Annotated in this window: 25 protein-coding genes and 1 pseudogene; 10 read left to right on the plus strand and 16 right to left on the minus strand. The window is 46.2% G+C overall.

Annotation, left to right across the window (positions count from 1 at the left end):
* The 3 genes and pseudogenes from JGK39_RS19580 to JGK39_RS19590 form a co-directional block, all read right to left on the minus strand.
* A pseudogene (locus JGK39_RS19580) lies at positions 1–243 on the minus strand (Uma2 family endonuclease); the annotation flags it as partial.
* Entirely contained in the window at positions 230–850 is a 621-nt protein-coding gene (locus tag JGK39_RS19585; protein ID WP_293262945.1) for a Uma2 family endonuclease, read from the minus strand. The gene JGK39_RS19585 and the pseudogene JGK39_RS19580, both read right to left, overlap by 14 nt.
* Positions 851–935: 85 nt before the next feature.
* Positions 936–1466: a Uma2 family endonuclease gene (locus JGK39_RS19590; RefSeq protein WP_366516001.1), complete on the minus strand. Its 531-nt coding sequence runs from the start codon at positions 1464–1466 to the stop codon at positions 936–938.
* A 275-nt stretch (positions 1467–1741) separates the two neighbouring features.
* Here JGK39_RS19590 and JGK39_RS19595 point away from each other — a divergent pair, with 275 nt between their 5' ends.
* The gene (locus tag JGK39_RS19595) at positions 1742–1897 is read left to right on the plus strand and encodes a hypothetical protein (protein ID WP_293260426.1); all 156 of its coding nucleotides are present in this window, start codon (positions 1742–1744) and stop codon (positions 1895–1897) included.
* Positions 1898–2010: 113 nt separating this feature from the next.
* On the opposite strand, the gene JGK39_RS19600 is transcribed toward JGK39_RS19595, so the two are convergent.
* The 5 genes from JGK39_RS19600 to JGK39_RS19620 all read right to left on the minus strand — a co-directional run bounded on the left by JGK39_RS19600 (position 2011) and on the right by JGK39_RS19620 (position 9222).
* Entirely contained in the window at positions 2011–3996 is a 1986-nt protein-coding gene (locus tag JGK39_RS19600; protein ID WP_293260429.1) for a ShlB/FhaC/HecB family hemolysin secretion/activation protein, read from the minus strand.
* 402 nt (positions 3997–4398) lie between these two features.
* Positions 4399–5187: a PspA/IM30 family protein gene (locus JGK39_RS19605; protein ID WP_293260433.1), complete on the minus strand. Its 789-nt coding sequence runs from the start codon at positions 5185–5187 to the stop codon at positions 4399–4401.
* Between the two features lie 301 nt (positions 5188–5488).
* Positions 5489–6193 (minus strand): PspA/IM30 family protein, encoded by a 705-nt coding sequence (locus JGK39_RS19610; RefSeq protein WP_293260468.1) that lies wholly within the window; start codon positions 6191–6193, stop codon positions 5489–5491.
* A gap of 491 nt (positions 6194–6684) precedes the next feature.
* Positions 6685–7917, minus strand: coding sequence for an SPOR domain-containing protein (locus tag JGK39_RS19615; RefSeq protein ID WP_293260436.1), 1233 nt, complete (start codon positions 7915–7917; stop codon positions 6685–6687).
* A gap of 87 nt (positions 7918–8004) precedes the next feature.
* Complete coding sequence (locus JGK39_RS19620; protein WP_293260439.1) at positions 8005–9222, minus strand: RNA-guided endonuclease TnpB family protein; 1218 nt, start codon at positions 9220–9222, stop codon at positions 8005–8007.
* A 707-nt stretch (positions 9223–9929) separates the two neighbouring features.
* Between JGK39_RS19620 and JGK39_RS19625 the strand changes: the two genes are divergently transcribed.
* Positions 9930–10244: a hypothetical protein gene (locus tag JGK39_RS19625; RefSeq protein ID WP_293260444.1), complete on the plus strand. Its 315-nt coding sequence runs from the start codon at positions 9930–9932 to the stop codon at positions 10242–10244.
* A 223-nt stretch (positions 10245–10467) separates the two neighbouring features.
* Here JGK39_RS19625 and menB read toward each other — a convergent pair whose 3' ends face one another.
* Together menB and JGK39_RS19635 are read right to left on the minus strand one after the other, a co-directional pair.
* The gene (menB, locus tag JGK39_RS19630) at positions 10468–11301 is read right to left on the minus strand and encodes a 1,4-dihydroxy-2-naphthoyl-CoA synthase (RefSeq protein ID WP_293260447.1); all 834 of its coding nucleotides are present in this window, start codon (positions 11299–11301) and stop codon (positions 10468–10470) included.
* Between the two features lie 424 nt (positions 11302–11725).
* The gene (locus JGK39_RS19635; protein ID WP_293260450.1) at positions 11726–12322 is read right to left on the minus strand and encodes a TerB family tellurite resistance protein; all 597 of its coding nucleotides are present in this window, start codon (positions 12320–12322) and stop codon (positions 11726–11728) included.
* A 248-nt stretch (positions 12323–12570) separates the two neighbouring features.
* Between JGK39_RS19635 and JGK39_RS19640 the strand changes: the two genes are divergently transcribed.
* The 4 genes from JGK39_RS19640 (at position 12571) to JGK39_RS19655 (ending at position 14647) form a co-directional block, all read left to right on the plus strand.
* Positions 12571–13008, plus strand: a complete 438-nt coding sequence (locus JGK39_RS19640; RefSeq protein WP_293260471.1) for a nucleoside deaminase — start codon at positions 12571–12573, stop codon at positions 13006–13008.
* 96 nt (positions 13009–13104) lie between these two features.
* Positions 13105–13356, plus strand: coding sequence for a hypothetical protein (locus tag JGK39_RS19645; protein WP_293260453.1), 252 nt, complete (start codon positions 13105–13107; stop codon positions 13354–13356).
* A 58-nt stretch (positions 13357–13414) separates the two neighbouring features.
* Positions 13415–14143, plus strand: a complete 729-nt coding sequence (locus tag JGK39_RS19650; RefSeq protein WP_293297175.1) for a lysophospholipid acyltransferase family protein — start codon at positions 13415–13417, stop codon at positions 14141–14143.
* Positions 14144–14266: 123 nt separating this feature from the next.
* A complete protein-coding gene (locus tag JGK39_RS19655) occupies positions 14267–14647 on the plus strand; it encodes a hypothetical protein (RefSeq protein WP_293260459.1) in 381 nt (126 codons plus the stop codon).
* A gap of 162 nt (positions 14648–14809) precedes the next feature.
* Here JGK39_RS19655 and JGK39_RS19660 read toward each other — a convergent pair whose 3' ends face one another.
* The 5 genes from JGK39_RS19660 to JGK39_RS19680 all read right to left on the minus strand — a co-directional run bounded on the left by JGK39_RS19660 (position 14810) and on the right by JGK39_RS19680 (position 20783).
* Positions 14810–15574, minus strand: a complete 765-nt coding sequence (locus tag JGK39_RS19660; protein ID WP_293260462.1) for an ABC transporter ATP-binding protein — start codon at positions 15572–15574, stop codon at positions 14810–14812.
* Positions 15575–15791: 217 nt separating this feature from the next.
* Positions 15792–16472, minus strand: a complete 681-nt coding sequence (locus tag JGK39_RS19665; RefSeq protein ID WP_293297178.1) for a Uma2 family endonuclease — start codon at positions 16470–16472, stop codon at positions 15792–15794.
* Positions 16473–16534: 62 nt separating this feature from the next.
* Positions 16535–16978 (minus strand): HNH endonuclease signature motif containing protein, encoded by a 444-nt coding sequence (locus JGK39_RS19670; protein ID WP_293297181.1) that lies wholly within the window; start codon positions 16976–16978, stop codon positions 16535–16537.
* Positions 16979–16985: 7 nt separating this feature from the next.
* Positions 16986–17240 (minus strand): hypothetical protein, encoded by a 255-nt coding sequence (locus tag JGK39_RS19675; protein WP_293297184.1) that lies wholly within the window; start codon positions 17238–17240, stop codon positions 16986–16988.
* A 27-nt stretch (positions 17241–17267) separates the two neighbouring features.
* Positions 17268–20783, minus strand: a complete 3516-nt coding sequence (locus JGK39_RS19680; protein WP_293297187.1) for a HEAT repeat domain-containing protein — start codon at positions 20781–20783, stop codon at positions 17268–17270.
* Positions 20784–21211: 428 nt separating this feature from the next.
* Between JGK39_RS19680 and gor the strand changes: the two genes are divergently transcribed.
* Positions 21212–22555 (plus strand): glutathione-disulfide reductase, encoded by a 1344-nt coding sequence (gene gor, locus JGK39_RS19685; RefSeq protein WP_293297190.1) that lies wholly within the window; start codon positions 21212–21214, stop codon positions 22553–22555.
* Positions 22556–22739: 184 nt separating this feature from the next.
* A complete protein-coding gene (locus JGK39_RS19690; protein WP_293247832.1) occupies positions 22740–23276 on the plus strand; it encodes an opioid growth factor receptor-related protein in 537 nt (178 codons plus the stop codon).
* Between the two features lie 58 nt (positions 23277–23334).
* Here JGK39_RS19690 and JGK39_RS19695 read toward each other — a convergent pair whose 3' ends face one another.
* The gene (locus JGK39_RS19695; protein WP_293247834.1) at positions 23335–23463 is read right to left on the minus strand and encodes a hypothetical protein; all 129 of its coding nucleotides are present in this window, start codon (positions 23461–23463) and stop codon (positions 23335–23337) included.
* A gap of 92 nt (positions 23464–23555) precedes the next feature.
* On the opposite strand from JGK39_RS19695, the gene JGK39_RS19700 reads away from it, so the two are divergent.
* Together JGK39_RS19700 and JGK39_RS19705 are read left to right on the plus strand one after the other, a co-directional pair.
* On the plus strand, positions 23556–24146 hold the full coding sequence (locus tag JGK39_RS19700; RefSeq protein WP_293248075.1) for a sigma-70 family RNA polymerase sigma factor: 591 nt from the start codon (positions 23556–23558) through the stop codon (positions 24144–24146).
* Positions 24143–24574 (plus strand): hypothetical protein, encoded by a 432-nt coding sequence (locus JGK39_RS19705; RefSeq protein WP_293247836.1) that lies wholly within the window; start codon positions 24143–24145, stop codon positions 24572–24574. Before JGK39_RS19700 ends, JGK39_RS19705 begins: the two co-directional genes overlap by 4 nt.
* Positions 24575–24608 lie beyond the last annotated feature (34 nt).

Here is a 24608-nt window from a genome sequence, read left to right on the forward strand (position 1 = left end):
ACAGGCGATCGCGCTGTGGACTTCTGAACCTCCGGGCATAGCAATAATCTCTCCGTTACAATATTCGTGACGTTCTTCGGCGGTTTCCTCGATCGCCCGATATTCATCTGGAGTGCAGCGAGTTGTGGTATCTGGAGCAAGGTTTGGCGGGTTGGTTGAAGCAATGACCACGATCGCACCTCCTAAATAATTAGAACTAAAATAAAACTTATTTAGACCGATCGCCCTTTTATGAAAAATCAAGCTTTTGAAATAACTCGGCAACCGGCAGAGTAAAGCCAGGGACGATATCTTCGCCATCGAGTGAGTCCGCAGACTTCAGCAGGCGATCGGGTTCTTGGGCCGATCGATACACTAACACATACTGTTCTTTAGGATGAATCACCCAAACTAAACGCGAGCCATTATCGAAATATTCTACAAGTTTGTTGTGAATTTCTTCGACTGTATTGCTAGGTGACAGGATTTCTACAGCCAGATCCGGCGCACCTTCTAGGAAGCCCTCGGGGAGATCGTCTAGCCCTTGCAGGCGTTCTTTTGCCATGAAAGAAACATCGGGCGATCGCTTATTCCCTGATTTCATCTTAAAAGCAGTGCTGGAATCGAACATCGCGCCTAGCTTTTGAATGTGGACATAACCACCGAGCAAAATCATTAAGATACTGCAAACATAACCGTGTTTTGCACCCGAGTTTCCCATATCAATTAGTTCTCCATTTACAATCTCGTAGCGGTGTCCATCTCGGTTGAGTGCCATAAATTCGGCATCCGTCCAGATTTTTTGCTCCGGTGGGCTTTCAACTTGATTTTCAGTTGGGTTTTCCGTGGGGTTTTGAACGAGAGTAACCATTGTTTTCTCCTAAACTTATATTTCTAGTTAAACAAAGTGTCGAAAAATGGCGATAGAAAAAATACCTGTTCGATCCCGATCGCCCTTAAAGACTAATCCGGCGGTAGACTTCAGCCATCGGCAGTTCTATATTTAAGCTGTGCAGGACGATCGCCCCTTCAACCCCATCGTACACTTGCCACTGCCAGCGATCGCCCGACGGGCGATCGAGGTTGTGATATTGTTCGATATATGGTTCAGCTTGACTGACCAGCAGATATTCACAGAAACTAGGAACAGAGCGATATTTTCGGAACTTTTCACCGCGATCGTAGGCTTCTGTAGAGGGGGAAAGAACCTCGACAATCAGTAAAGGATTGAGAATTTCATCCGTGCCAGATCCATTAAATTCCGGTTCGCCATTGACAACCATCAAATCAGTATAGGTTCCGCAGTTATATTCGGGAATCCAAACCCGCAAATCGCTGTTATACAAGCGAAAATCGGTGTCTCTGAGCAAAAATCCCAAGTAAATCAACAAGTTACAGGCGATCGCGCTGTGGACTTCTGAACCTCCGGGCATAGCAATAATCTCTCCGTTACAATATTCGTGACGTTCTTCGGCGGTTTCCTCGATCGCCCGGCATCTGAAGCAAGGTTTGGGGGGTTGGTTTGAGCAATAACCACGATCGCACCTCCTAAATAATTAGACCTACAATAATTATGACCTACAGCAGCTAGATAATTGTCCTAACCCACAGGCGTTTTTCTGGATTCCCTTCAAATTTTATCAAGAACTCTCCATCCCTTTGTCCGCTGCTGCTTCACAACGGCTAAATTCTAGCTTTCCTTTTATCTTTCACACTCAACTGCTTGGTAATCGATGTGTAATAATGCAAAGTAAACACCATATTGATTCCAAAAAATACTAAGGTTAAAACAAAGGTAAAAAAAGACGGAAACGACAGCGCGGAAATCATCGTAAACATCGCCAAAATGATTGAGCAAAAACCAAAACCCGAAGCAAAAGAACTTAAAAGCAGCAACCGCACCTTAGACATAGTTTAATGTAAAATTTTTCAGTAAAATGCACTCTTGGCACCTAAAGATGAGTGCCAAATGATACTTATTACTATATAGCTAAATTACTCAGTTCCGCTAAGGGCAGAACGGCTGTTTTCCTAAAAAGGTTTGAATTCTACCGAAAAATACAGCCCGCGCTCTTGCCAACTCCTGTCGCTCGACTTGATGTCAATCACAGGAATGCCCCAGCCCAAGCGAGCATTCCACCTCTCGCCGTACTGCCACCGCAGGCCCAATCCCGCTGACAGCAAAGTATTCGTTTCCAGAGCCGCCCTTCCCCCGCGATTCCAAACATTGCCAGCATCCACAAACGGCGTCACCTGCAAAATACCTTTTTTGTCGCCGGTACGCAAAATTGGATACCGCAACTCGGCGGAAGCAAAAAGTCCGCTATCGGCAAGCATTGCATCCTGACGGTAGCCCCGCACTGTATCCGGGCCGCCCAAACCAAATTGCTCGATCGGCAAAAGCTCGCCCCCAGCCAACTGCACCTGCGATCGCACAACCAGCAGCGTCTGCGGAGCCAACAACCGCACGTACTGCAATTGACCCCGCCACGTCAAAAATTGACCGTCAGGCTCGCTGCTGCTGGCGGTAGCGCCAAATGCTGAGACTCCCAGATTGAACTGCGATCGCGCCGCCAAAACATCCCTCTCTCCCCGCTGAGTAAAATCCTGAAACAGGCTCAGCGCCGAAACCCGAGTTCTACCGCGAGCATCAGCCCCGGGCGACAGCCCAAAACCCTCACCCAGCAAAGATGTATCGCTTTCTCGCCGGCCAGCACCAATACCGATCGCGATTTCTGTTCTTGCAGTTTGGACGATCGGCTGGCGGTAAGTCAACTCGTAAGTGCGGCTAGATGCCTCAATATCCAGCCCGTCAAAGGGCTGCTCAACAATATTGCTTTTGCTGCGGCTGGCATTAAAACTTAGCGTACCGTTGCGCGAATTGACTGGCAGCGTGTAAGTTAAATCAACGGCGTTGCTGCCTTGAGTATTTGTATAAATCAAACTCGCGTTATCTCCTAAACCCGACAAATTAGCCTCGCGGACTTCGACTCCGCGCCGCCAACTCCCTACACTCGGAGAGCGAGAATTGTCAGTGAAAATCCCAGCTTGAAAAGTTTTTGCTTCTTTGACTCGGACTAAGAGCAAATTAAAACCCGGACGAGAACCAGCTTGCAATTCTGCTGAGATATTTGCAACTTGGCCGCTAAGTTGCAGCAGTTGCAAAGCTTCCAGCAACCGCTGTTCGTTCAGCGGGCCTCGGGTGGCTAAGACTAATCGCCGTCTCACGTAGTTAGAATTCAGCCGCCTAGTACCGACTACATTGATACTTTCTAGCTTGCCTTCTAGCACTAATATTCTCACTACTCCACCCGCAAGGGTTTGTGGGGGAATCAGCGCACCAGAAGTGATAAAACCTTTGCTGATGTAGAGTTGGCTCACCGCAGAACGAGCTTCTAGCAGTTCGGGGAAAGTCAGCGGGCGGCCTACAAAGTTTTTGAGTGCAGCGTCTAATTCTTGTTTGCTAAAGACGGTGCTACCAACTACTTCAAATCGATCGACCGTTATCGTACCCGGAATATTCGGCAATTCTTCGGACTGTGCTGGCCCGGGAACTCGTGGCAAAAGCTGTTCTATCGGAGGTAGGGGCGCTGGGGGCGGGGGTTCTGGGAGGGGAGCCGGATTTGGCAGTACAGGATTGGGAAGGGGAATTTCTTGTCGGTTGTCTCCTCGGTTGGGCAATCCGGCGATAGTTTCTGGTTCCTGACTTGGCGCTGCTGCGGCAAATTCCGGGATGTCGGTTTCAGGCTCTTTACTGTCTCTATCTAATTCTGAACCTGAGTATAAATCGGGAAGCCGATCGCGATCGTCTGCTGTTTCTCGATTAAGTTTTAATTGAGACTGTAAATTGTTATTAACAAAAGGCGATCGCCCGCCTGATTCACCAGCAACGATCGGCTCGCCAACACTTTGAGCTGCTGACGATGCGAAGCAAATAGCTGTAATTGAACAACCAAGTGCTATTGCGCTAAAAAACTTGATTTTACAAAACCCTCTGGAATGTGGCAGGGGCATCATTGATTAATAATAATTGATAGTTATTTACACTTACGAGCAGGGGTTCCTGGCGCAATTACAAAGATTAAAGTAACTTTATCACTTTTGTTTAAGACTTAAGTCATTAAATTCAACATAAATATACTTGACAAAAAATATCTTTTGTGATTTGCTAAAAAATCCATAAAAAAGCTCCGACTTCCCCAAGCTAGCGCTGTAGGTAGGCGGAGCGTTCTATCAAAGTTATCAGTCGATTTTAGATTTTGGATTTTAGATTTTAGATTTTAGATTTACTCTCTCATGCAATTTGGGAGCTTGAACCTTAGTCTAAAATTTTGAACTCGACCCTAAACGAGGGTCGGGGGCTGGTACCCATTGTTGGGCGGGGTTATCTGAGAAATCGGTGAATTTTGAGAGAAATTACTACATTTTATTGAGCTGCGATCGCAATTCTTCCAACTCCGCGTCAATCACCGGACTCGACTCCGAGCTACTAGGAGCCGCAGCAGTTTTACCCGCTGCCGGCAATTGACCTTGAGACACAGAACCTCCGCTCAGTTGAGCTTTCATCTGAGCCAACTCGTCGTCAACATCGCCACCGCTTTCGAGCAAGCGGAACTGTTCCTCTAAATTGCTCCCGCCGGCCGCCAGCTCTGCTGAAGCTCCCGCGCGGGCTTCTATCTGCAAAACTTTTTCTTCCATGCGATCGAAAGCTGCCATTGAACTGCCAGTATTGAGAGAGCCAATGGTATTGTTGAGCTGTTCCTGAGCCTTAGCAGCAGAAATCCTTGCCTTGAGCATATCCTTCTTCGTCTTGGCTTCGGAAATCTTGCTCTCCAAACCGATCAAGTTGCGTTTGAGGCTTTCCACTTGACCCGATTGCTGTTCTAGACTGGATTTGAGTGTAGCCGCCGTTTCAGCGTGAGACTTTTTACGCACCAGCGCTTCCCGGGCCAAAGTTTCGTCTCCTTTTTGCAGGGCGAGCTGAGCGCGCTGCTGCCACTGGTTAGACTGCGATTCAGCTTGATTGTACTGAGTCTGGGTGCGCTTTTGAGTGGCGATCGCGCTGGCAACGGCCTGACGCAACTGCACCAAGTCTTCCTGCATATCCGTAACGGATTGTTCTAAAATCTTTTCCGGGTCTTCAGCTTTGTTGACCATATCGTTAAGATTGGCTCTGACGACTCGGCTAATGCGGTCAAATAATCCCATAATGCTATTTTTCCTGGGTGAGGTGTACTTCGGTAGGCCCAAAGCAGGCTTGATGGCGTTAGCCCGCGATGGTGAGACTCAGTTGGTCAGATTTTTAGTGCGATCGAGCATGAGGCAATTTTGCAAACATATAAATACAGTTTAAAGCGATCGAGTCAGTGGTGCAGCCAAGCTAATTGATGCACCTATCTATTGAGTTTAACTTCGATCTGGGAATTCCCCAACACGCTGATGGGCTATTCTCGTGCAGCCCTGCTGAGAAGTTTCTCCTCGTCCCAACTATTGCTCTGTTGACTGGGGTTCAGGATGTGGGAGGCTCGCCCGACGGCAATTTGGGTGTATTCTTGCCCGGAAGCATTTGTGTTTTCATCGCCGCCAACTCAGCATCGACATCGCCCGCAGCTTCGAGAGAGAGAAACTTTTTTTCTAAATCGTTTGTTCCAAGTTCTGCGATGGCTTCGGAGCGAGCTTCTAGCTGCATAACTTTCTCTTCCATTTTTTCAAAGGCGCTCAAAGCACTACCGGTACTGAGATTTCCCATCATTTCTTGCAGTCTTTCCGAGGCTTTGGCCGATCGAGCTCGGGCAATGTACATATCTTTTTTTGATTTTGCCTCAGAAATTTTACTTTCGAGCGATCGCATATTTTCTTTCAATTGAGCCACCACAGCATTTTGCTGTCCGAGACTGGCTTTCATCGCCGTTGCCGTTTCTTGATAGGATTTTTTGCGCGTCAGGGCTTCCCGCGCCAAATGTTCCTCGCCTTTTTGCAAAGCTAGCTGCGCCCGCTGGTACCATTCTGCGGCTGTGGACTCAGCTTGAGAACACTGGCGTTCGGTGCGTTTTTGAGCGGCAATCGCTCCTGCTACAGCCTGTCTGAGCTGGATTAAATCTTCCTGCATATCCATTACAGCTTGTTCCAGAATTTTTTCTGGATCTTCGGCCGCCCCGACCAAACTGTTAATATTGGCTCGAATCACTCGCCACAGGCGATCGAATAATCCCATTTTACCCATCTCCCGATTTTCTGAAATTTTAGATTTAGGACTGGAAATTAATATTATTTGCGATTTTTGATCGATCTTGTGTCCGATCGATTAACCGCAGTAAGATTAGTTCGTAGTGCGGACTTTAGTCCGCAGCTTTTTGCGGACTGAAGTCCACACTACAAACCGTTTTTGTTATGGTAATCGACCGGAGATGATATGACCCGCCCCAAAATAGGTACAAGCCCCCAACGCTAGCGTCAGGGTCGATTCCCAAATTGTAGACTAAGAGTTCAATATCCCAGATTCACTGCGCTGCCAGCAAATCTCAAATTTAAAATTTAAAATCTAAAATCGATTTACTCGTCAGCGCAAGGTTTGGAGCGGGCGTCTAGAGTTGCATTCTGTCTAGGAACTTGTCTGAGTAAAGAAAATTTTGTGTTAGACAAAACATTCATCATCCTCTGGCTTTGTCTAACTATTTACTTAATTTTTTCGATCGTTTGCCGAGTTTAGGGCTGATAGTATTGCGGCTTCACTCCTTTTGCTTGGAGTTCTTTTGCCAAACGTTCTGCTGAGGCAGCATCGTTCAAAGCCCCCATTTGAATTTTGACACCCTTTGAGAAGTTCCGCACGTAGGCATCTGGAACTGCGGTTCTGGCTTGTTGCAGCGCTTTTTCATCGGTGTAATCGGTGACAACGTAATAAAAACCGTCGCTAGCCCGTGTCGGCCTTCCTAGCGGGGCTGCTGCGATCGGGGCTGCTGCGATCGGGGCTGCTGCGGCCGGGGCTGCTGTCGCCGGGGCGGCGGCGGGCTGGGCTGAGGAGGGCGTGGGAGGCAGTGTCGGTAGTGTCGGGACTGTCTGGGTGGCACTGGGGCTGGGACTGGGAAGCAAAGCGGCACTAATATTGTTGAGCCCTTGTTCCCTACCTCTGGCGGGGTTTCCGTCTTCTGTCGGAATCGGGACAGCGCCGATGGGGGCAGGAGGTGCTGGCGGATTGGGAGGGATTGATGCTTTGGGCGACGGGGAAGCTATGGGGCTGGCTGTCGGGTTGAGGTTGCTGAGAGTGTCCAAACGTACCTCGGGAAATTCTTTGGATGCCAGATTTGGAGCTTTCGGCAGTTCCTTGCTGCTGGTATCTATGGTTGTAGCTGGCGGATTTTCGTTGCTAGAGGGGGTTGGGCGATCGAGAAAACGGTTCAGCCCTGCCATTTTAACCAGACTTGACGGGTGCATCACTGCGTAACCCAAAGCTGTGCACGACAACAGAAACAGCAACATCGAACTCAGTCCCAAGGGAGTTAACAGACTCGCCGCCAAACTGCGTTCTTCCGCAGGCTCAGCTTTTGCTGCGTCCAAACTTTCGATCAGTTTTTCGCTAGATTCGAGATAATTGTTGGGTGCGAAGGTACTGCTAGATATTTTTGTCCCCCCCAGGCTAGTTGCTAGGGGGGAATCGCCCTGGACGCCGGCAAGGGATAGGGGCAGCGACAGCGGTTGCTGGGTTTCCTCCGCAGCCTGCGGCGGCAGGTTTTGGCTTTTTTGTGGCTCGGTTGTGGCTGTTGGCTGGCCGCTGCGAACTGATGGCGACACCCACTGTTCGGCGCGTCGCCTGTGTCTTCTGTATGTTGTCAGTTCTGCTTCTAGGTTGACATCCAAACACCCCAGGACTGCTTGCAAAGCAGGTTTGATTGGGGTTGATGAGGATTGACTTGGGGATTCCACTGAAGAACGCTTACTCATTAGCAAAACTCCTACCGCCTCTGAATTGATTTTAATGTTTTGATTCTAAAGATAAACAAGAAGCTGTGAACTACCCCGCCCTACTTCCTAGGCGCCCTCAGCGCTTCGGTCGCCCTGAGCGGAGCTTCCAACTTCGACGGGTAGCGCCTTAGAAACGGATGACTTACGCCTTCGGGACCTTGGACTTACCTTCCCGACCTTGGCAGTAGCGCTAGTTCCTAACGCTAAAATACGTAGCCCTTCATCTCGAATATTGACCGCTGCGTTTACATCCCGGTCATGCTTTGTTTCGCAGCTTTGACACTGCCATGACCGCACATTCAACGCCAAATTACCAACTCGATTGAGACAGACTGAGCAAGTCTTTGAGGATGGGAAGAAACGATCTACTTCAACGTAGCACTTCCCTTCCTCTCTTGCTTTATATTCAAGCATTCGGGTGAATTCACTCCAACTAGCATCACTAATTGCTTTAGCTAGGTTGTGATTTTTCACCATATTCTTCACTGCCAAATTCTCGACGCAGATGACTTGGTTCTCGTTCACCATTTTGCGTGAGAGCTTATGCAGAAAGTCTTTTCGGGTGTTAGCAATCCGCTCGTGGACTCTCGCCACAATGCGTTTCGCCTTCTTTGGCGTATTTGAGCCTTTAACTTTACGTGATAGCTTTTGTTGCTTGCGCTTCAGGTTCTTTGCCCGCTTTTTCAACACCCTCGGATTGTCAAACTTTGATCCATCTGACGTGATAGCAAAGTGAGTCAAGCCCAAATCAATCCCTACCGCATTGCCGTCACTGGATTTAGCCAGTTCTGGCACCTCATCGTCAAACAGCAATGAGGCAAAATACTTGCCCGCTGGTGTCATAGAGACGGTGACAGTTTTTAGCTTGCCATCAAGAATACGATGAATTTTGGCGGGAATCACACCCAACTTAGGCAGTTTTAAGCCTTCATCGGTAATCTTGACGTTTTGGGGATACTGAATCGATTGCTTGTCAAACTTAGATTTGAAATTAGGGAATTTTGCCCGACCTTCAAAGAAGTTGATAAAAGCCCTCGACAGGTTCAATGAGACCGATTGAAGCACCTGGCTATAAGGTTCAGCCAACCATTCAAACTCTTTTTTTAGCCCTGGTAGGCGGTCATTCATTCCTTGCTGAGATAAGCCTTTCCCGGTTTCTTGATAGAGCCGATTAGTCTGGGCCAGTGAGTTATTCCAAAACCAACGAGCACAGCCAAACGCTTTTGACAACGCTTCTTTCTGCTCGTCGGATGGATAAATTCTGACCTTGACTGCTTTCATCATTCCAGTATCTTACTACAAAAATAGGAGAGTAGTAAATAAATCTTCTGTTTGTTGCTTTGTCGGTAGTTTGTGGACTCCGCTGCGCTGCATCCACCTGCCTTTCATCCCCAACCTTCTGGGTTGCGGAAGACGCTGCGCTGTTCCTCCACTGCACTCTTGATGGGGAATTCCCGGCGAGTCTGTTAAAACTTGCCTATTCTAGGATTAGCTGCTTTTGGTGTCAAGGCAACTGCTGCCTTTGGGCCCCAAGTGTCGATCGCCATTTTCTCTGTTGACCAGAAAGAATTGGTTTAAAGCCGGAACCCCGATCGCCCTTGATAAATTAAAAGAAGACGATTCATTACTATAATCCTCTTCCTTCCAGGTAGAAGTCGCCCTCATCTGTCAACTGAAAACTTAATTCTTGCTGTGTCCCGGAGGCTGCTTGCCCGACTCTCAGCAGATTTTGGCACCGGCAGCAACCGTTTATTTAAAATATCTCATAGTCGTTCCGTATTTGTTCTTTTGCTTGATCCCTGACCTTTTATAAACTTTTAAGCTGTCTTTTTCGCTACAAAATGAGGAAAGACTTAGGTGATTGTTTCTATATATAACAAGATTATAAATAAATCATTAAGGTAAATTATGCTTCGGGGATCGCTATAACCCAGACAGGATAAGGGCTGTGATGCTCTTAAACCTCCTAGCTCTACACTGGAGAATTAGAGATGAAACTGATTTCCGTCAACACTTTTATGAAAACGCCATTAACTTCTGCTTGTCGTCACTGCCGCCACTATACCCCTGAGGGGAGACGCGGAGGAATTTGCGCTCTGCTGAGCGTGCCGGTGCAAAGTCAGTGGAATGCTTGTTCTTTGGCGGTTTCACCTTTTGGGCCATCTTGGGAAAACATCACAGAAATTGAACTGTGGCAAGAACAGACTGTGAGTCTGGATGAGACTGCTGTTATTGTTTCTGAGCGTAATGCCTGCCAGTTGACAGGCACAACATTAACCGAAAAATCGGCAGCAGTCTCGGTTTAGTCCGTCCGCAGCAGGACAGATTGTCTCATTTTCGATTGGCGATTGGGGAATCACTGATAACTATTATGGTTTGGATCTGGCAAAGCAGTTTCATTCTTTTTGGGAACTAATATCCATACTGACACTTTTGGACGATCGACTAAACTCGGGTCATTCTACTCACAGCAATCAATAGTATCTGTAACTTGAATGAGGGAATCCCAAAACTCATTTCTCGATCGAGCTAGGGCAGCCAAGGATATTGACTAAAATCCGGTTCCCGTTTTTCCAAAAAGGCTTGTTTGCCTTCGGCGCCTTCCTGGGTCATATAGTACAGCAATGTCGCGTTTCCCGCCAGTTCTTGCAGACCGGCTTGACCGTCGCAGTCGGCATTAAAAGCCGATTTTAAACAGCGGATCGCGATCGGACTTTTTGAAAGAATTTCCCGAGCCCACTGCATCCCTTCAAGTTCGAGTTGTTGGACGGGTACGACGCAGTTGACTAAACCCATTTCTAGAGCTTGCTGGGCGCTGTACTGACGGCACAAAAACCAAATTTCTCGGGCTTTTTTCTGACCGACAACTCTGGCGAGATAGCTGGCCCCGAAACCGCCGTCGAAACTGCCAACTTTGGGCCCGGTTTGTCCGAAAATAGCATTGTCAGCAGCGATCGTCAAGTCGCAAATTAAGTGTAAAACGTGACCGCCGCCGATCGCATATCCTGCAACTAAAGCAATCACAACTTTGGGCATCGATCGAATCAACTTCTGCAAGTCGAGCACGTTCAACCGGGGTATGCCACCTTCGTCTACATATCCCGCAGAACCTCGCACGCTTTGGTCGCCCCCGGCACAAAAGGCGTATTTGCCGTCTGTATGCGGCCCCGCACCGGTGAAGAGGACAACGCCGATTTTTGTGTCTTCGCGGGCATCAGTAAAGGCATCGCACAATTCCTGTACTGTTTGGGGACGGAAAGCGTTTCGTTTGTGAGGTCGATTGATGGTAATTTTGGCGGTGCCGCCACTTTTGTGATAGAGAATGTCTTCGTAGGTTTTGGCGGTTTGCCATTCAATTTGCATAATCAATCAGTCGATTTTAGATTTTAGATTTTAGATTTTAGATTTACTCGGCAATTGAATTACCTGAGTAGGAACTTTGGTCTAAATTTGGGCACTCGTTCACTCACTCAATCAACAGCGTCGCGGGCAGAGTACCCCTTGATGCGGGGCTTAATTTGAGATTTGAGAGCGAGCTGGGGCGATCGAGACACGAATAATTCGCTTTTAGATTTTAGACGGATTCGGTTCAATGGGATACGAAGGTCGATCGACTCTTGGGAAAAAAAATTAAGCGGGACTCGTGGCCCAAACCGACTTCCCCAAATCAACTGTGAAGCGCTCTTGTTGCTGGTTAAACAACCCGGTTTTTAATACAAGAGCGCGCAATTCCCGTCTCCCATCCCAACAGTCTCAAATTTTGACGCAGCAAATAATTTGCGTTGCATTATTTGCGCGTTAACAGAGACAGCAGGTGTTTTGCTGCTTTGGCAAATACCGGATCGCGGGACTCAAATTCGCTGGGAGCTAGTAAAGCTTTAACTTCGGCAAAGTCTTCTTGGTTGAGGGTTCCTTCTTTGGTAAATAAAGTGTCTACCACTGCAATGTGTCTGGAGTCGAGGCCGAGCCGATTGCCGATCGACTGTAAGTACATTTGCTCTCTCAAATCGATGTGTCCGTCTACCGCTGACATTTCGTAGCCGGAACCGATGAGCAACAGCTTTTCTGATTCTGAGAAGAAAGCTGTCAGGGTTAGCAATTCTGTGGGGTTGAAGTAAACCTGCTGTTTGGAGACTCCTTTGACAAGGCGCTGAATTAGTTCTATTCGATGTGGATCGCCGCTGGCAAAGGCTTTGAGAGTCTTTTGCAGCCGTTCTTCTTCTTCAACTGCGATCGTCCTGTCGATAATCATCACTCCCCGCAGGATGGAAATCAGAGCAGTCAGAAACACTACCAAAGGAGTGATATCTTGTTCGCGGAGCTTTTGGCGGCTAATCCGGGACAACAGCTCAACAACTTCAGTGCTAATCAGGGTGGTGTCCATAATTCAAAATTACTCTGGATGGGGCTGTAGTGTAACTTTATTTCTCGATCTTAAGTGTTTTTAGCTAGGTAAGTATGCCATGAATTCGGTAAAAAACTTGTTTTATTGGCGATCGCACTTAATTCTATCCACAGCAAGTGGATAAGTAAGACTATATTAAGGGTTTTCAATTGCGTAGGTATACCGTGAATTTGGAAACAGAGCCGTTGTCTATTGGTGATTCTAATTATGCTATTCACAAACGCTGGATGGCTAGGGCTGTGGAACTGGCACAAGCAGCGGGTGATGCGGGTGAAGTTCCCGTAGGTGCTGTGATTGTTGACGGTACTGGCAAATTGATAGCAATCGCCCAAAATCGGCGAGAGCGAGACTGCGATCCGACTGCTCATGCTGAAGTCTTGGCGCTGCGGGCGGCGGGCAAGGTTTTGCAAGACTGGCATCTCAATCAATGCACGCTTTACGTGACGCTGGAGCCTTGCCCGATGTGCGCTGGCGCGATCGTACAAGCTCGGATAGGTCTACTGGTATACGGAGCAGATGACCCGAAAACTGGCACAATTCGGACGGTGGCTAATCTTCCAGATAGCGCGCCTTCGTGTCACCGCTTACAGGTGCTCGGCGGTATTATGGAGTCTGTTTGTCGAGATCAGTTGCTTGCTTGGTTTGAAGCCCGCCGGCAAATTTAACAGGTAAACTTTTTTACTCTCCCACAGCCGATGTTTAATCGAATTTGGCTCTTTAACTGAAATAATAGGAATTGCCCGATCGAGCTTTCTCGGCGGTTGACCCCGCCTAAAAACGGATACTTGCTTGCCGGCACTCGTCGCGGTGCACTCCAGATTTTAGACCAAAGCTCAAATTCCCAGATTCATCTGTGGCATAAATCTCAAATCTCAAATCTCAAATCCCTTGACGGCTGTGCGGTAGTGGTGTCGGGTGCGATCGTGTTTTACCTGTTACAGATTATCTGTTTTGGGTGCGATCGGGCGATCGGCAAAAGGCCAATAGCAAAAGTGTCCCCATCGAAAAACTAAAGGTTTGCCAAGCAACATATCTTTAGACTCTATATATCGATAAAGCAGGGTAATTGCCATGCGCCATACTGCCACGATCGCCATTGAGTCCAGTAAATCATCTCTAGTGAAGCCAATGCCTGCCAAGGTAGCATATAATACCTCTCGCGTTTCTCCTTGGTTAACCTCCTTGTTCTATCCGCTAGGTCACTATATTGTCCTACCGTTTTATTTTGGCAAGATTGAGATAACCGGACAGGAACACTTGCCGAAAGACGGGCCTGTGATCTTAGCCCCGACACATCGCTCCCGGTGGGATGCGCTGATGATGCCCTATTCAACGGGACAGAAGGTGACTGGACGCGATTTGCGGTTTATGGTAACTGCTGATGAAGTCAAAGGAGTGCAAGGTTGGTTTATCAGACATTTGGGAGGTTTTCCTGTCGATATCAAGCATCCAGCAGTTAGCAGTCTTCGTTACGGCGTGGAGTTGCTTCTCGACAAGCAAATGTTGGTGATTTTTCCTGAAGGTGGCATTTTTCAAGATGGTGAAGTTCACCCTCTCAAGGCTGGATTGGCTCGTTTGGCCCTGCAAGCGGAGTTGAGCACCCCTGGTTTGGGGGTGAAAATTGTACCGATGAGTATTCGCTATCGCCCGCGTATTCCTCGATGGCGTTCTCATGTCAAAATTGCGATCGGTGCTCCGATTTTGGTGGCGGATTATGCTAATGGTGGTAGTGGTAAAAAAGAAGCAAAATTGTTGACGGCCCAACTCCAAATGGCTCTTAAAACTCTTGATGACAGTTGATAAGAAGGAAGAAGGAAGAAGGAAGAAGGAAGAAGAGGTAATTATGATATAATATTTTTTGGTGCTGTTGAGAGTTGTAGCACTTATTTTGCTAGGTTATGTCTGTATTAAGAGTCAGCATTAATGGATGGCGCTTTGAACTTTAAGCCTGGTCAAATTGTCAGTTTGGAATGTGGAGATGCGTGCCTCCATTCAGAGGTAATTCAAGTGGTTGAAGCACGTCAAATTTGTTGGGTGCGCCCTTTGATGTTGGTTGGATTGGTTTCGGGGAAGGATTTCCCCCAAGGGTGGCCGGAAGAATACACTTTATCGGATTTGCGAGATGGTTCTGATTTGCTGTGGCCGCTGAGTTTGTTTCGGGCGGCGCTGGATACGGAGGTGATTTCGCTGTTGACTCAGTTGCAGTCTCTGGACTCCGATCGGAAGGATAGCACGATCGCCTCTCGGCAACTTAGAGATTTTGTCGATCGAGTTTGGGCCACTTTTCCGAGTGCTTTTAATTAGTTAGTTGTTATTGGTTATTAGTTATTAGTTATTGGTAGCACAGGACTAATGCAAAAAAAGATGTTTGTAGTGAGGACTTTAGTCCGCATAGAAGGTCAGGAGTAAAGTCCTCACTACAAACCATTTTTATAACTAATAACAAACAACTAACAGAAAAATAGATTAAAATACCGCGTGCGAAAGTTCTGCCGGATTCATATTATTATGAATAACTTGACCGTCGCGGAACCAGACAACGCGGCGAGTTTGACGGGCTACTTCCGGTTCGTGAGTTACCATCACAACCGTCATCCCGGCTTCATTAAATTCTGTAAAAATATCCATTACTTCTTGAGTAGTTTTCGTATCCAATGCGCCCGTTGGTTCATCTGCAAGTAATAATACAGGACGATTGACAATTGCGCGGGCGATCGCAACTCGCTGCTGCTGTCCTCCTGATAGTTGATTCGGTTTATTTTGCAGCCGACTTTCCAGCCCTACTTTGGTTAAAGCTTCCACTGCGCGTTCGCGTCTTTCTGCTGCGGGAATTCCGGCATAAACCATCGGTAACATGACATTTTCTAATGCTGTTAGTTGAGGTAGCAGGTGAAATTGTTGGAAGACAAAACCTAATTTTAAGTTGCGAATTCCGGCTAATTCTGATTCGGGCATTTGGGCGACATCTACGCCGTCTAGGTAGTAACTGCCGCTCGTAGGTCGATCGAGACAACCGATAATATTCATAGCTGTAGATTTGCCCGAACCGGATGCGCCCATAATTGAGCAATACTCTCCTTGCGTTACCGTCAAGCTGATCCCGTTGAGGGCGCGTACTTCCAAGTCGCCGATGCCGTAGACTTTGGTTACGTCTTTGAGACCGAGGATGACGGGTTTTGAGGTGTCTTGCAGGTCGAGGTCTGGGTGGGTCTGGGTTTGTAGTTCAGGCATTTGTTTTTATGTGCGATCGACACAACTAACTACCAAGTTAACACTTCTGAGCGGTTTTCGGGGGTGGAAGAGCGATGTTTGGACGGTTGCGGGACTTATGCACGGGTAGTCAGAAACCGGGTTTTTTGACGTAATAATTCGTTATAGCGCGCGGAAACGATAAAAACCCGGTTTCTGTGGTGTTGGTGAGTAAGTCCTAAATTAAACAATTTGTGGCTTAAATGGTGTCAGGATCGATGTTCAATTCGCGCAGTTTTGCTGCTAAACGTTCAGCTTTTTGAGATTCTTGTTCAGCTCTTTGAACTGCTTGTTCTGCACGCTGGCGGTTTAATTCCCCCTGTTCCTCCAATTCTGCATAAGAAAGAAACCTTTGTCCATCTGGTCGATAAATTTCTAACCCATCTTCACCCAACTCAAATCGTACTCCCAATCTAGGACTGATCCATCCCTCCATCGGCTCAATTACTTCTAAATTTCCTTCAATTCTTTGCCAACCTTCCAACTCATTTCTTTCGGGATCGTAAAGGTAATATTCCTCAACTCCATGACGCTGATAAAATGAAAGTTTTTTATTCATTTTAGTTTGGCGATCGTTATGAGAGCGAATCTCAAATACGACTTGGGGAGCAATATTATCTTCGAGAAATTGCATATAGGAAGGCCGCTCGCCCTTGGGTCTACCAAATATTACCATCGTATCCGGTGCCTGAGAAATGTCTGGTCTACCTTCAACTGGATACCACAGTAAATCGGCTGCTATAAAGACGTTTGGATCATTTTTGAACAGCGATTCGCAACCTTCTTTGATTTTGACAATTAATTTGTATTGAATTGTGCTTTCTGCCATTGGTTGACCGTCGCTGGATGGATAAATAATTTGTTCGGTTGTGACTTGCATAGTGGTTGTCTCCGAGAACTATCCGATCTTAATTATACTATTATTGGGTGATATTTCTTGATTTACTGAATCATTCGTTGTTGCGCGACTGGTGACGGATAAGCACCAACTTCTATCAAAATTTGTCGCTCTTTAATCCGCTCATTATGATTAAATTCTAGGATTCGCGCTGTCACTTCTCCAATATCTGTTCTTGGTTGAATTGCAGCTTCATTTAAGCTAAAATGTTCTCCCCAAGAATCTCGGCGCGGGTTGAAAAAACGCACCAATTCTCCAGTGCGCCAAACAATCGATCCTAAATCTGTTCCTTTCTGGAGGTTGCAGAAAATACAAGCATAGGCGAGGTTATCGGCTGTTGTTTCTCCACCATGTTTGACGCTGATGATGTGGTCAACTTGACAGCCTGATGCTCTGTTTGTCTCTGCAATGAGGCAGTATTCGCAAATGCGATCGGCACGGAGAGCAACTAAACGCCTAAGTTCGACGCTAATGTAAGGACGAGGCATAAAAAACTTACTCTTTGACGACGTGTTTGTGAGCGACTGCTTTGATGAGAGTCAACAGATGTTCTATTACCAGAAAATTGTCTAATTCTGTTTTTTCATCGGTGTTTAAATCTTGGTTGTTGTGTGCGTAAATTAGGTCGGCGATATGCTCTTTTGCTTCTTCGGATAGTTGAAAGTTGACAATGCTTTCGGGAGTAGCACCAGCAGCAAAAAACTCAACTATTTCTGCATAAGCTTGGGGGATTTTAGTGGCTACGGTCATAACTTGTTTCTCCTTTTTTTGTTTATATCACAGCTTGTCTAGTTTTGCCAATTGTTTCTCGGCAAAGTTGCGGACTTTTTCATCTGGATCGTTGACAAATCGATCGCGAAGTATTTCTAATGTTTTTGGGCGATCGAGGTATTGTTTAACCATGATTTTAAGTGCTGTTTTTCGCGGGTTAATTTGAATGTGCGAATTGCCTTCAAAAGGATCATTTATAGCAAAATCGCACAATAATTCAAATATTTTATTGTCATTTTTCCACCCCTGTGATAATTCTTCGATTGCTGCATCTCGCACAAACGAATTATTATCAGATTGAGCAAGTTGTTTGAGCCAAGGTAGGGTTTCGGGGTCATCTTTCCACCCCCGTGCTATTTCTTGGATTGCTGCTCTTTGCAGGAACTGATTATTATCAGATTGAGCGCATTGTTTGAGGATAGGTAAGGTTTCGGGGTCATCTTTCCACCACCGTGCTAATTCTTGGACTGCTTGTCGCACAACCCAAAAATCATCAGATTGAGCACTTTTTTTGAGAAGAGGTAAGGTTTCGGGGTCATCCTTCCACCCCCTAGCTAATTCTTGAACTGCTGCTTGTCGTAGAAACAAATTATCATCAAATTTGGCTATTTGTTTGATTATAGGTAAGACTTCTGGGTCATCTTTCCACCCCCGTGATAATTCTTGAAGTGCTGCTTGTCGCACATGATGATTCTTATCACATTGAGCACATTTCTTGAGCCAAGGTAAGGTTTCTGGATCGTATTTCCACCCCAGTGCTAATTCTTGGACTGCTGTTTCTTGCACATGATGACTCTTATCACATTGAGCATATTGTTTGAGCCAATGTAAGGTTTCGGGGTCATCCTTCCACCCCCGGGCTAATTCTTGGACTGCTGTTTCTCGCACCTCCAAATCATCACTAGATTGAGCTATTTGTTTGATTACAGATAAAGTTGTTGGGTCATCTTTCCACCCATGTGCTATTTCTTGGACTGCTGCTTGTCTTACAAACGGACTACCATCACTATCGTCAAATTGAGTCCGTTGTTTGAGCCAAGGCAAGGTTTCTGGGTCATCTTTCCAGCCCCGTGCTAATTCTTGAACGGCTGTTTCTCGCACACCTAAATCATTAGCAAATTGAGCCTGTTGTTTGAGCCAAGTTAAGGTTTCTGATTTGTTCTTGTACCCCCGTACAAATTTTTGGACGGCTGCTTTTAGCACATCTGAATAATCATCAGATTGAGCTAATTGTTTTAGCCAAAGTAAAATTTCCGGGTCATCTTGCCAAGTAAAGCCGATCGCACTTACTGCTTGAGTGCGAATTTTATCAACTAGACTTGCCTCTTCTCCATAAGGTCGATAATAGTAATTGAGAGCGTATTTCGTTAACTTTTTCAATCGCTCCAGCAATTGACTGTCAACGGCAGCAATCTCCTTTCTATCCCTCACCTCATCCAAACACTTCGCCGCCAAAAATAGGTTAGCAAACTTTTGCGCTTCCCCATCTTGCTCAATCAAAAACTCAATCAATTCCCCTGTCAACTTTCCAGCAATCAATCCCGCAATCAAACACAAAACTTCCTGCCAAGATTCATCATCCCAGTGCGGGCCAAAAACTTCAGCTTTCAACTCATCCAGCGATAGTTCTAAAGCCTGAACCCTATTCACCACTTGCGACGCACAGAAATATTCCAAGAAAGTTCGGTGTATAAATCCGTAACTGTCCGCACCCAAAAAGCATAAAATAAAATTGCGGGTTCGCAGTTGATTGATGATTAACTTCGCCCGGTTTCTCGGTTGGTCAAAATCTTTATTCTTCAGATATGCTGTCAGAATATCCTCCAAATCTTCGGCACTAATAATATTGCCAGTCAAGCCTTCAGGTGCTGCTTGCATTTCCCAAGCAACTCGCCGCAGCATTTCTTGCTTGTCTTTCGCATCGATCGTTTTTGGATCGAGCCTGCTATCCTCTACTAATGACCTTTCCACATCCCATTGATACAGCAATATCCGCGAAGCTTGATTGTAAAGTTCTGCCCTGTCTCTCGGCAATTCTTGACTGCGATTCAAAATCGCCATAATCGTTAACAATAACGGATTTCCGGCTAAATCTTGAATTGTTGATGAATACTCTAGCGCTCTTTTCATACGCTGACTAATTCGGACTTTTTCCCTAGCATCAGTAAACGTCAACTCGTGCCAGCGGTGCACAAAATCCTGAATCTGTGCGGGATTCAAGTCTTGGAGGATAAAGTGATGGAACTCCGCATCTTGCAACCGTTGAGGTTTGTAACCAATAATCCGAGAAGTGACAATGACTCGCACGCGCGGATACTCGTTAGTAAACCGATGAATCGCGGTAATTACATCTTCTCGTTTCCCCGAATCGAAGATTTCATCTAACCCGTCGAACATCACCACAGCATCCCCTGCTTTAAGCTGTTCGTGCAATTGATGCTGATTCAAGTCACAAATAAAACCGGAATTTTTATGGCAAAATTCCAGGAAGTTATGGCAATGTCCTGATTCCAGGTTGCGAATGTAAATCCGCAATTCTATCAACAGGGGAATCGGGAGAGATGTTACGCTATTTAAGGGCGATCGCGCCCAGGTTAATGCTAAATATTGTAACAGAGTAGATTTGCCCGAACCCGGATCGCCTAAAATCACTATGTAGGGATAATTTGACTTATCGTTGATGACATCTAACACGGATACGATCGCCTGTGAAAAATAACCGCGTCGATATTTATCTAAATTTTCAAGTGCGATCTGCTCTAGTCGATCGCTATCTTCCAACCGCCGTTGATGTTCCTTGGGAATTTCGTAAGCTTGGGGCAGAAAAGACTCGTAAATTAAGCGCACATCTTGGAAAATAAAGATTTGCCAAACTTTCAGCTTTTCCCGATAATCGTAGGTATTGCTATCGACGCTGCTTAAATCCAGATTGCTGTAACGTTCGCACAAAGCCTCTTGATATTGCCTCAAGTCAAAATCGGGGATTATCCCAGCAATTTCTTGAGTGTTTTTCTGAATGCTATCCAGATTTTGGGCATTCAAGATATCCCGCAAGTCTTTTGAGTCAAAAAGAATTTCTTGAACTTCGGCGAGATACTGATTGGCGATGGTTTGCCACTTAAATCTGGCCGGCAAAGCAGCTAAATCTAGTTGAGTCCAGGTTTGTTCGAGAAGTTCTGCATCGAGGGATTCGCGATCGCTCTCAAAGGCCTTGCCCAAAATTTCCTTAACTGACTTGTTGCCGATAAACTTTTTAACATCTTTAATATACAGCTTAATCTGTTCTGGGGAAAGTCCGCTGATTTTCAACTGCTGTTGCACTAACTCCAAAAACTTTTTCAGCGCTTTACCCGCTGCGACTTGTCGGGGGTCTTTTTCGCCAAATAAGACGTTTTTTAGGGAATCTTTAAAAAAATATTTTACTAAATCCTTCGCGCCGTCTATTGCCAACTCTTCTAAGATGGGTTGGACGAGAATGCCGACTCCTTGCGTTACTCCCCACAGCAAAAGCCAATCAATCATAAAGCTAGTCGGAAAATTAATGTATGTTTATAATATAGCAATTATTAATGATTTGTGACGCTCAAAAAACTTTAGGGTAATTTCAGTGGGATTGGTGTCACAAATTGTGTTAAACTCGCAGTTAACTTCTGGTTGCACCCACACTCCGGCAGGGGTTCAAACCCCTGCCTCATAGCGAAAGTCCTCTAAAGAAGACTAAAAAAAATATCTCTAATAATTTCTGTGGGGTAGGCATCCTGCGTAACCGAGACTTGGTTTTCTGGGAAAATCTAAAGAACTTATTAGTTGTCAACCAACGACTTTCGCATAAAACTAAAAAACTTATCAATCAGTCCTCTTTAGAGGACTTTCGCTTTGAGGCAGGGACTTAAGTCCCTGCCGGACTAGCGTAAAATTGGTAAAATTGAGATAATAAACTAGCGACAATTATGACATACGATTACGACTTGTTTGTGATAGGTGCAGGCTCCGGCGGATTGGCGAGTTCTAAGCGGGCGGCATCCTACGGGGCGAAGGTGGCGATCGCCGAAAATGACTTAGTAGGCGGCACCTGCGTCATTCGCGGCTGTGTCCCCAAAAAACTCATGGTGTACGCCTCTACATTTTCGCATTTGTACGAAGATGCGATCGGCTACGGTTGGAGCCCTGTAGAAACCAGCTTCAATTGGGAAAAACTCGTCACCACTGTAGACACAGAAGTGCGGCGGCTCAGCAAACTCCACATCAGCTTCCTCGAAAAAGCCGGAGTTGAATTAATCTCAGGATACGCCAAATTTATCGACCCCCACACTGTCGAAGTTGGTGACAAAAAATACACCGCTGCTAAAATCTTAATTGCTGTCGGCGGCGAAGCTCAGAGAATCGATATTCCCGGCATCGAACACGCGATCACTTCCCGCGAAATCTTCTTGTTAAAAGAGCAGCCGAAACGGTTGGCAATTTTGGGCGGCGGCTACATCGGCGTTGAATTTGCTTGCATCATGAACGGGTTGGGAAGTGAGGTGACTCAAATCATCCGGCGCGAAAAGATTCTGCACTACTTTGACGAAGAACTTCGCGCCAACGTGCAAGAAGGCATGGTTAAACACGGGATTAATTTCGTGACAGGAAGCTCGATCGAGTGGATTGAGAAAACTCCTGAAGGTTTGAAGTTACAATTGTGGGGAAAATCCACAGAAACCTTGACAGTAGACGCGGTTTTGTGCGCTACGGGACGATCGCCCAATTTGGAAAAATTGGCTTTGGAGAATGCGGGAGTTGAAACCGAAAAAGGTGCGATCGCAGTTACCAAAGACAGCCGCACCAATCAGCCGCACATTTTTGCCGTGGGAGATTGCACCAACCGCATCAATTTAACGCCAATTGCGATCGCCGAAGGACGCGCTTTTGCCGATACGGAATTTGGCAACAATCCGAGAGCAATCAGTCACGAAAATGTCGCATCAGCCGTATTTTCCCAGCCGGAAGCTGCTACCGTCGGCTTAACTGAAGAGGAAGCGAGAGCTAAATTTCCCGACTCAATTAAGTGCTACACAGCTAAGTTTCGACCGATGTTTCACGCTTTGACAGGTGCAGATGAGAAGGTTTTTGTCAAGTTAGTTGTTGAGACGAATACTGACAAAGTTTTGGGCGTGCACATGGTTGGCAAAGACGCGGGCGAGATTATTCAAGGAATGGCGATCGCGGTTAATATGGGAGCTACCAAGAAAGATTTCGATTCGACGATCGGCATTCACCCCTCGACTGCTGAAGAGTTTGTGACTCTGCGGTAAATAGGGCGAAGCAGCCAGCAGCACTCAGCAGCAGCCGCCAGGGACTTAAGTCCCTGGCTAATAGCTAAAGTCGGTTAAAACCGACTGAAGAAAACCATTTTTAAGAACAGGCTTTCTGGCCTGTTCCACACACAAATTAAATTTTATTGTGGGGTGGGCGTCCCGCCCGCCCTTGAAGGGACTCATGAGTAATTCAACCAAACAAAACAAAATTTTAGCATTCTATCTCGGTCAGCAGCCGGATTCGCAAGGTCGGGCGATCGACGATATTTGGTCGTGGGATTATGAGCAACTGGAATGCGTACACAATTACATTCAATGGCTGTTTCCGCTGAAAGAAAAAAGTCGCTTTAATTCCAGTGCACCTACTTTGGATGATGAGGTTATTCAAGCTTTTAGAACAAGTGAAGAGTTGAGAAATAGCTTAGTCAAATCTTTCAATGTCTTGCTGGCGTTTTACGGGTTGAAATGCCATGAAGGGGAAAACGCAGAAATTGTGATTATCAAATCCGAGGAATATTTTTCAAGAAAAACAGAGTGGATTGAAAGATTTAACCACAACTACCTGCGGCTGACGAGGATTTTGACAAGTTTGACAGAGTTGGGGTTGAAAAATTACGCTTTAGCTCTTTTTAAATGTTTAGATGAGATTTATAATGAAGACAGAGAAAGTATTGGTTTTGAAACTTATACTTATTGGAAAAATGCTGTAAGTAGTTAGAACTGATATTGGGGACGTGTCGTTAGGGGCGGGCTAGAAGCCCACCCCACAATCAAATTTAATTTTGTGGCACAGGCATCTTGCCTGTTAATTTTTGTGGCACAGGCATCTTGCCTGTTAATTTTGTGGCACTGGCATCTTGCCTGTTGCTGAGATTGGTGCAGCTTTCCATCTCTAGCGGATTCATGCTCAAAATAATATTTTAAACAAATTGAACCTTTTTCACACCTCTCCTGTCTAAACGCTTCAGATAACGAACAGGTGGGGGAGACTTCACAGGTGTTAGGTGTGCCAGCCAATGTTTTAATCGATGATTGTTCCGACTCCGACTTAGTTGATAAATGCTTAAAGGGCGATCGTACTTGCTTTCGCCACCTTTACGGGCGCTACCAACAAAAAGTCAGGTCAACCCTTTACCAACTCTGCGGTTCATCACTTCTAGACGACTTAACGCAAGAAGTATTTCTGCGAGTCTGGAAAGGATTACCCAAACTCAAACAACAGGAAAACTTTTCAACTTGGCTGTATCGCATCACTTGGAATGTGGCATCTGACCAAAGACAAGCATTTGCCAAACAACATTCCTTTGACTCCAAACTAAAAAATCAAGAAACAATGGATCGCGTTATTCCCAATAATAACACACCGGACTTGATGCAGTTGCACTATCAAGACTTAGTGCAGCGAGGACTGGAGCAATTGAGCTTTGAACACCGCAGCGTTTTGGTGCTTCACGACTTAGAAGACATCCCGCAAAAAGAAGTAGCCCAAATTTTAGGACTGCCAGCGGGAACTGTCAAATCTCGCGTATTTTATGCCCGAAATTCCGTGCGACAATTTTTGCAAAAACAGGGGGTTGATGAACTGTGAACGATGGCAATAGCGACGACAAATTAGTTAATTTCTTGAAGCAAAATCGCCCAAAAGTTCCGGACGCTGCCCCCGATTTTGAGCAAAGAGTTTTAGCAGCCATAGATAGGAATGACAGGGCGAGAGAGCTAAATCATCTCGGCTATTCGCGATTTACAGAGTCTAGTAAAAGCTCAAAATTCGTCGGTTTTCCCCAGTGGGGTTTTCCGGCTGCGATCGTCGCTGGCCTGCTAGTTTTTGGTTCTGGCTATCGCGCCCTAGTTACCGCACAATTACAGGCGGATGAGGCGGCTCACTTGGAAGCATTTCTGGTAAATAATTGGGAGGGTGTATTGAACGATTCTCGCACGGCAACTATCAGCGATCGCCTGCAACCAGACTTATTTGATTACGCTGTTACTGCTGACACCGAACCGCCCACAAATTAACTAATCTTAAAGAGGTAATTTTCATGTCAATGCG

It is taken from the genome of Microcoleus sp. PH2017_12_PCY_D_A (assembly GCF_020738565.1).
Taxonomy (GTDB): Bacteria; Cyanobacteriota; Cyanobacteriia; order Cyanobacteriales; family Microcoleaceae; genus Microcoleus.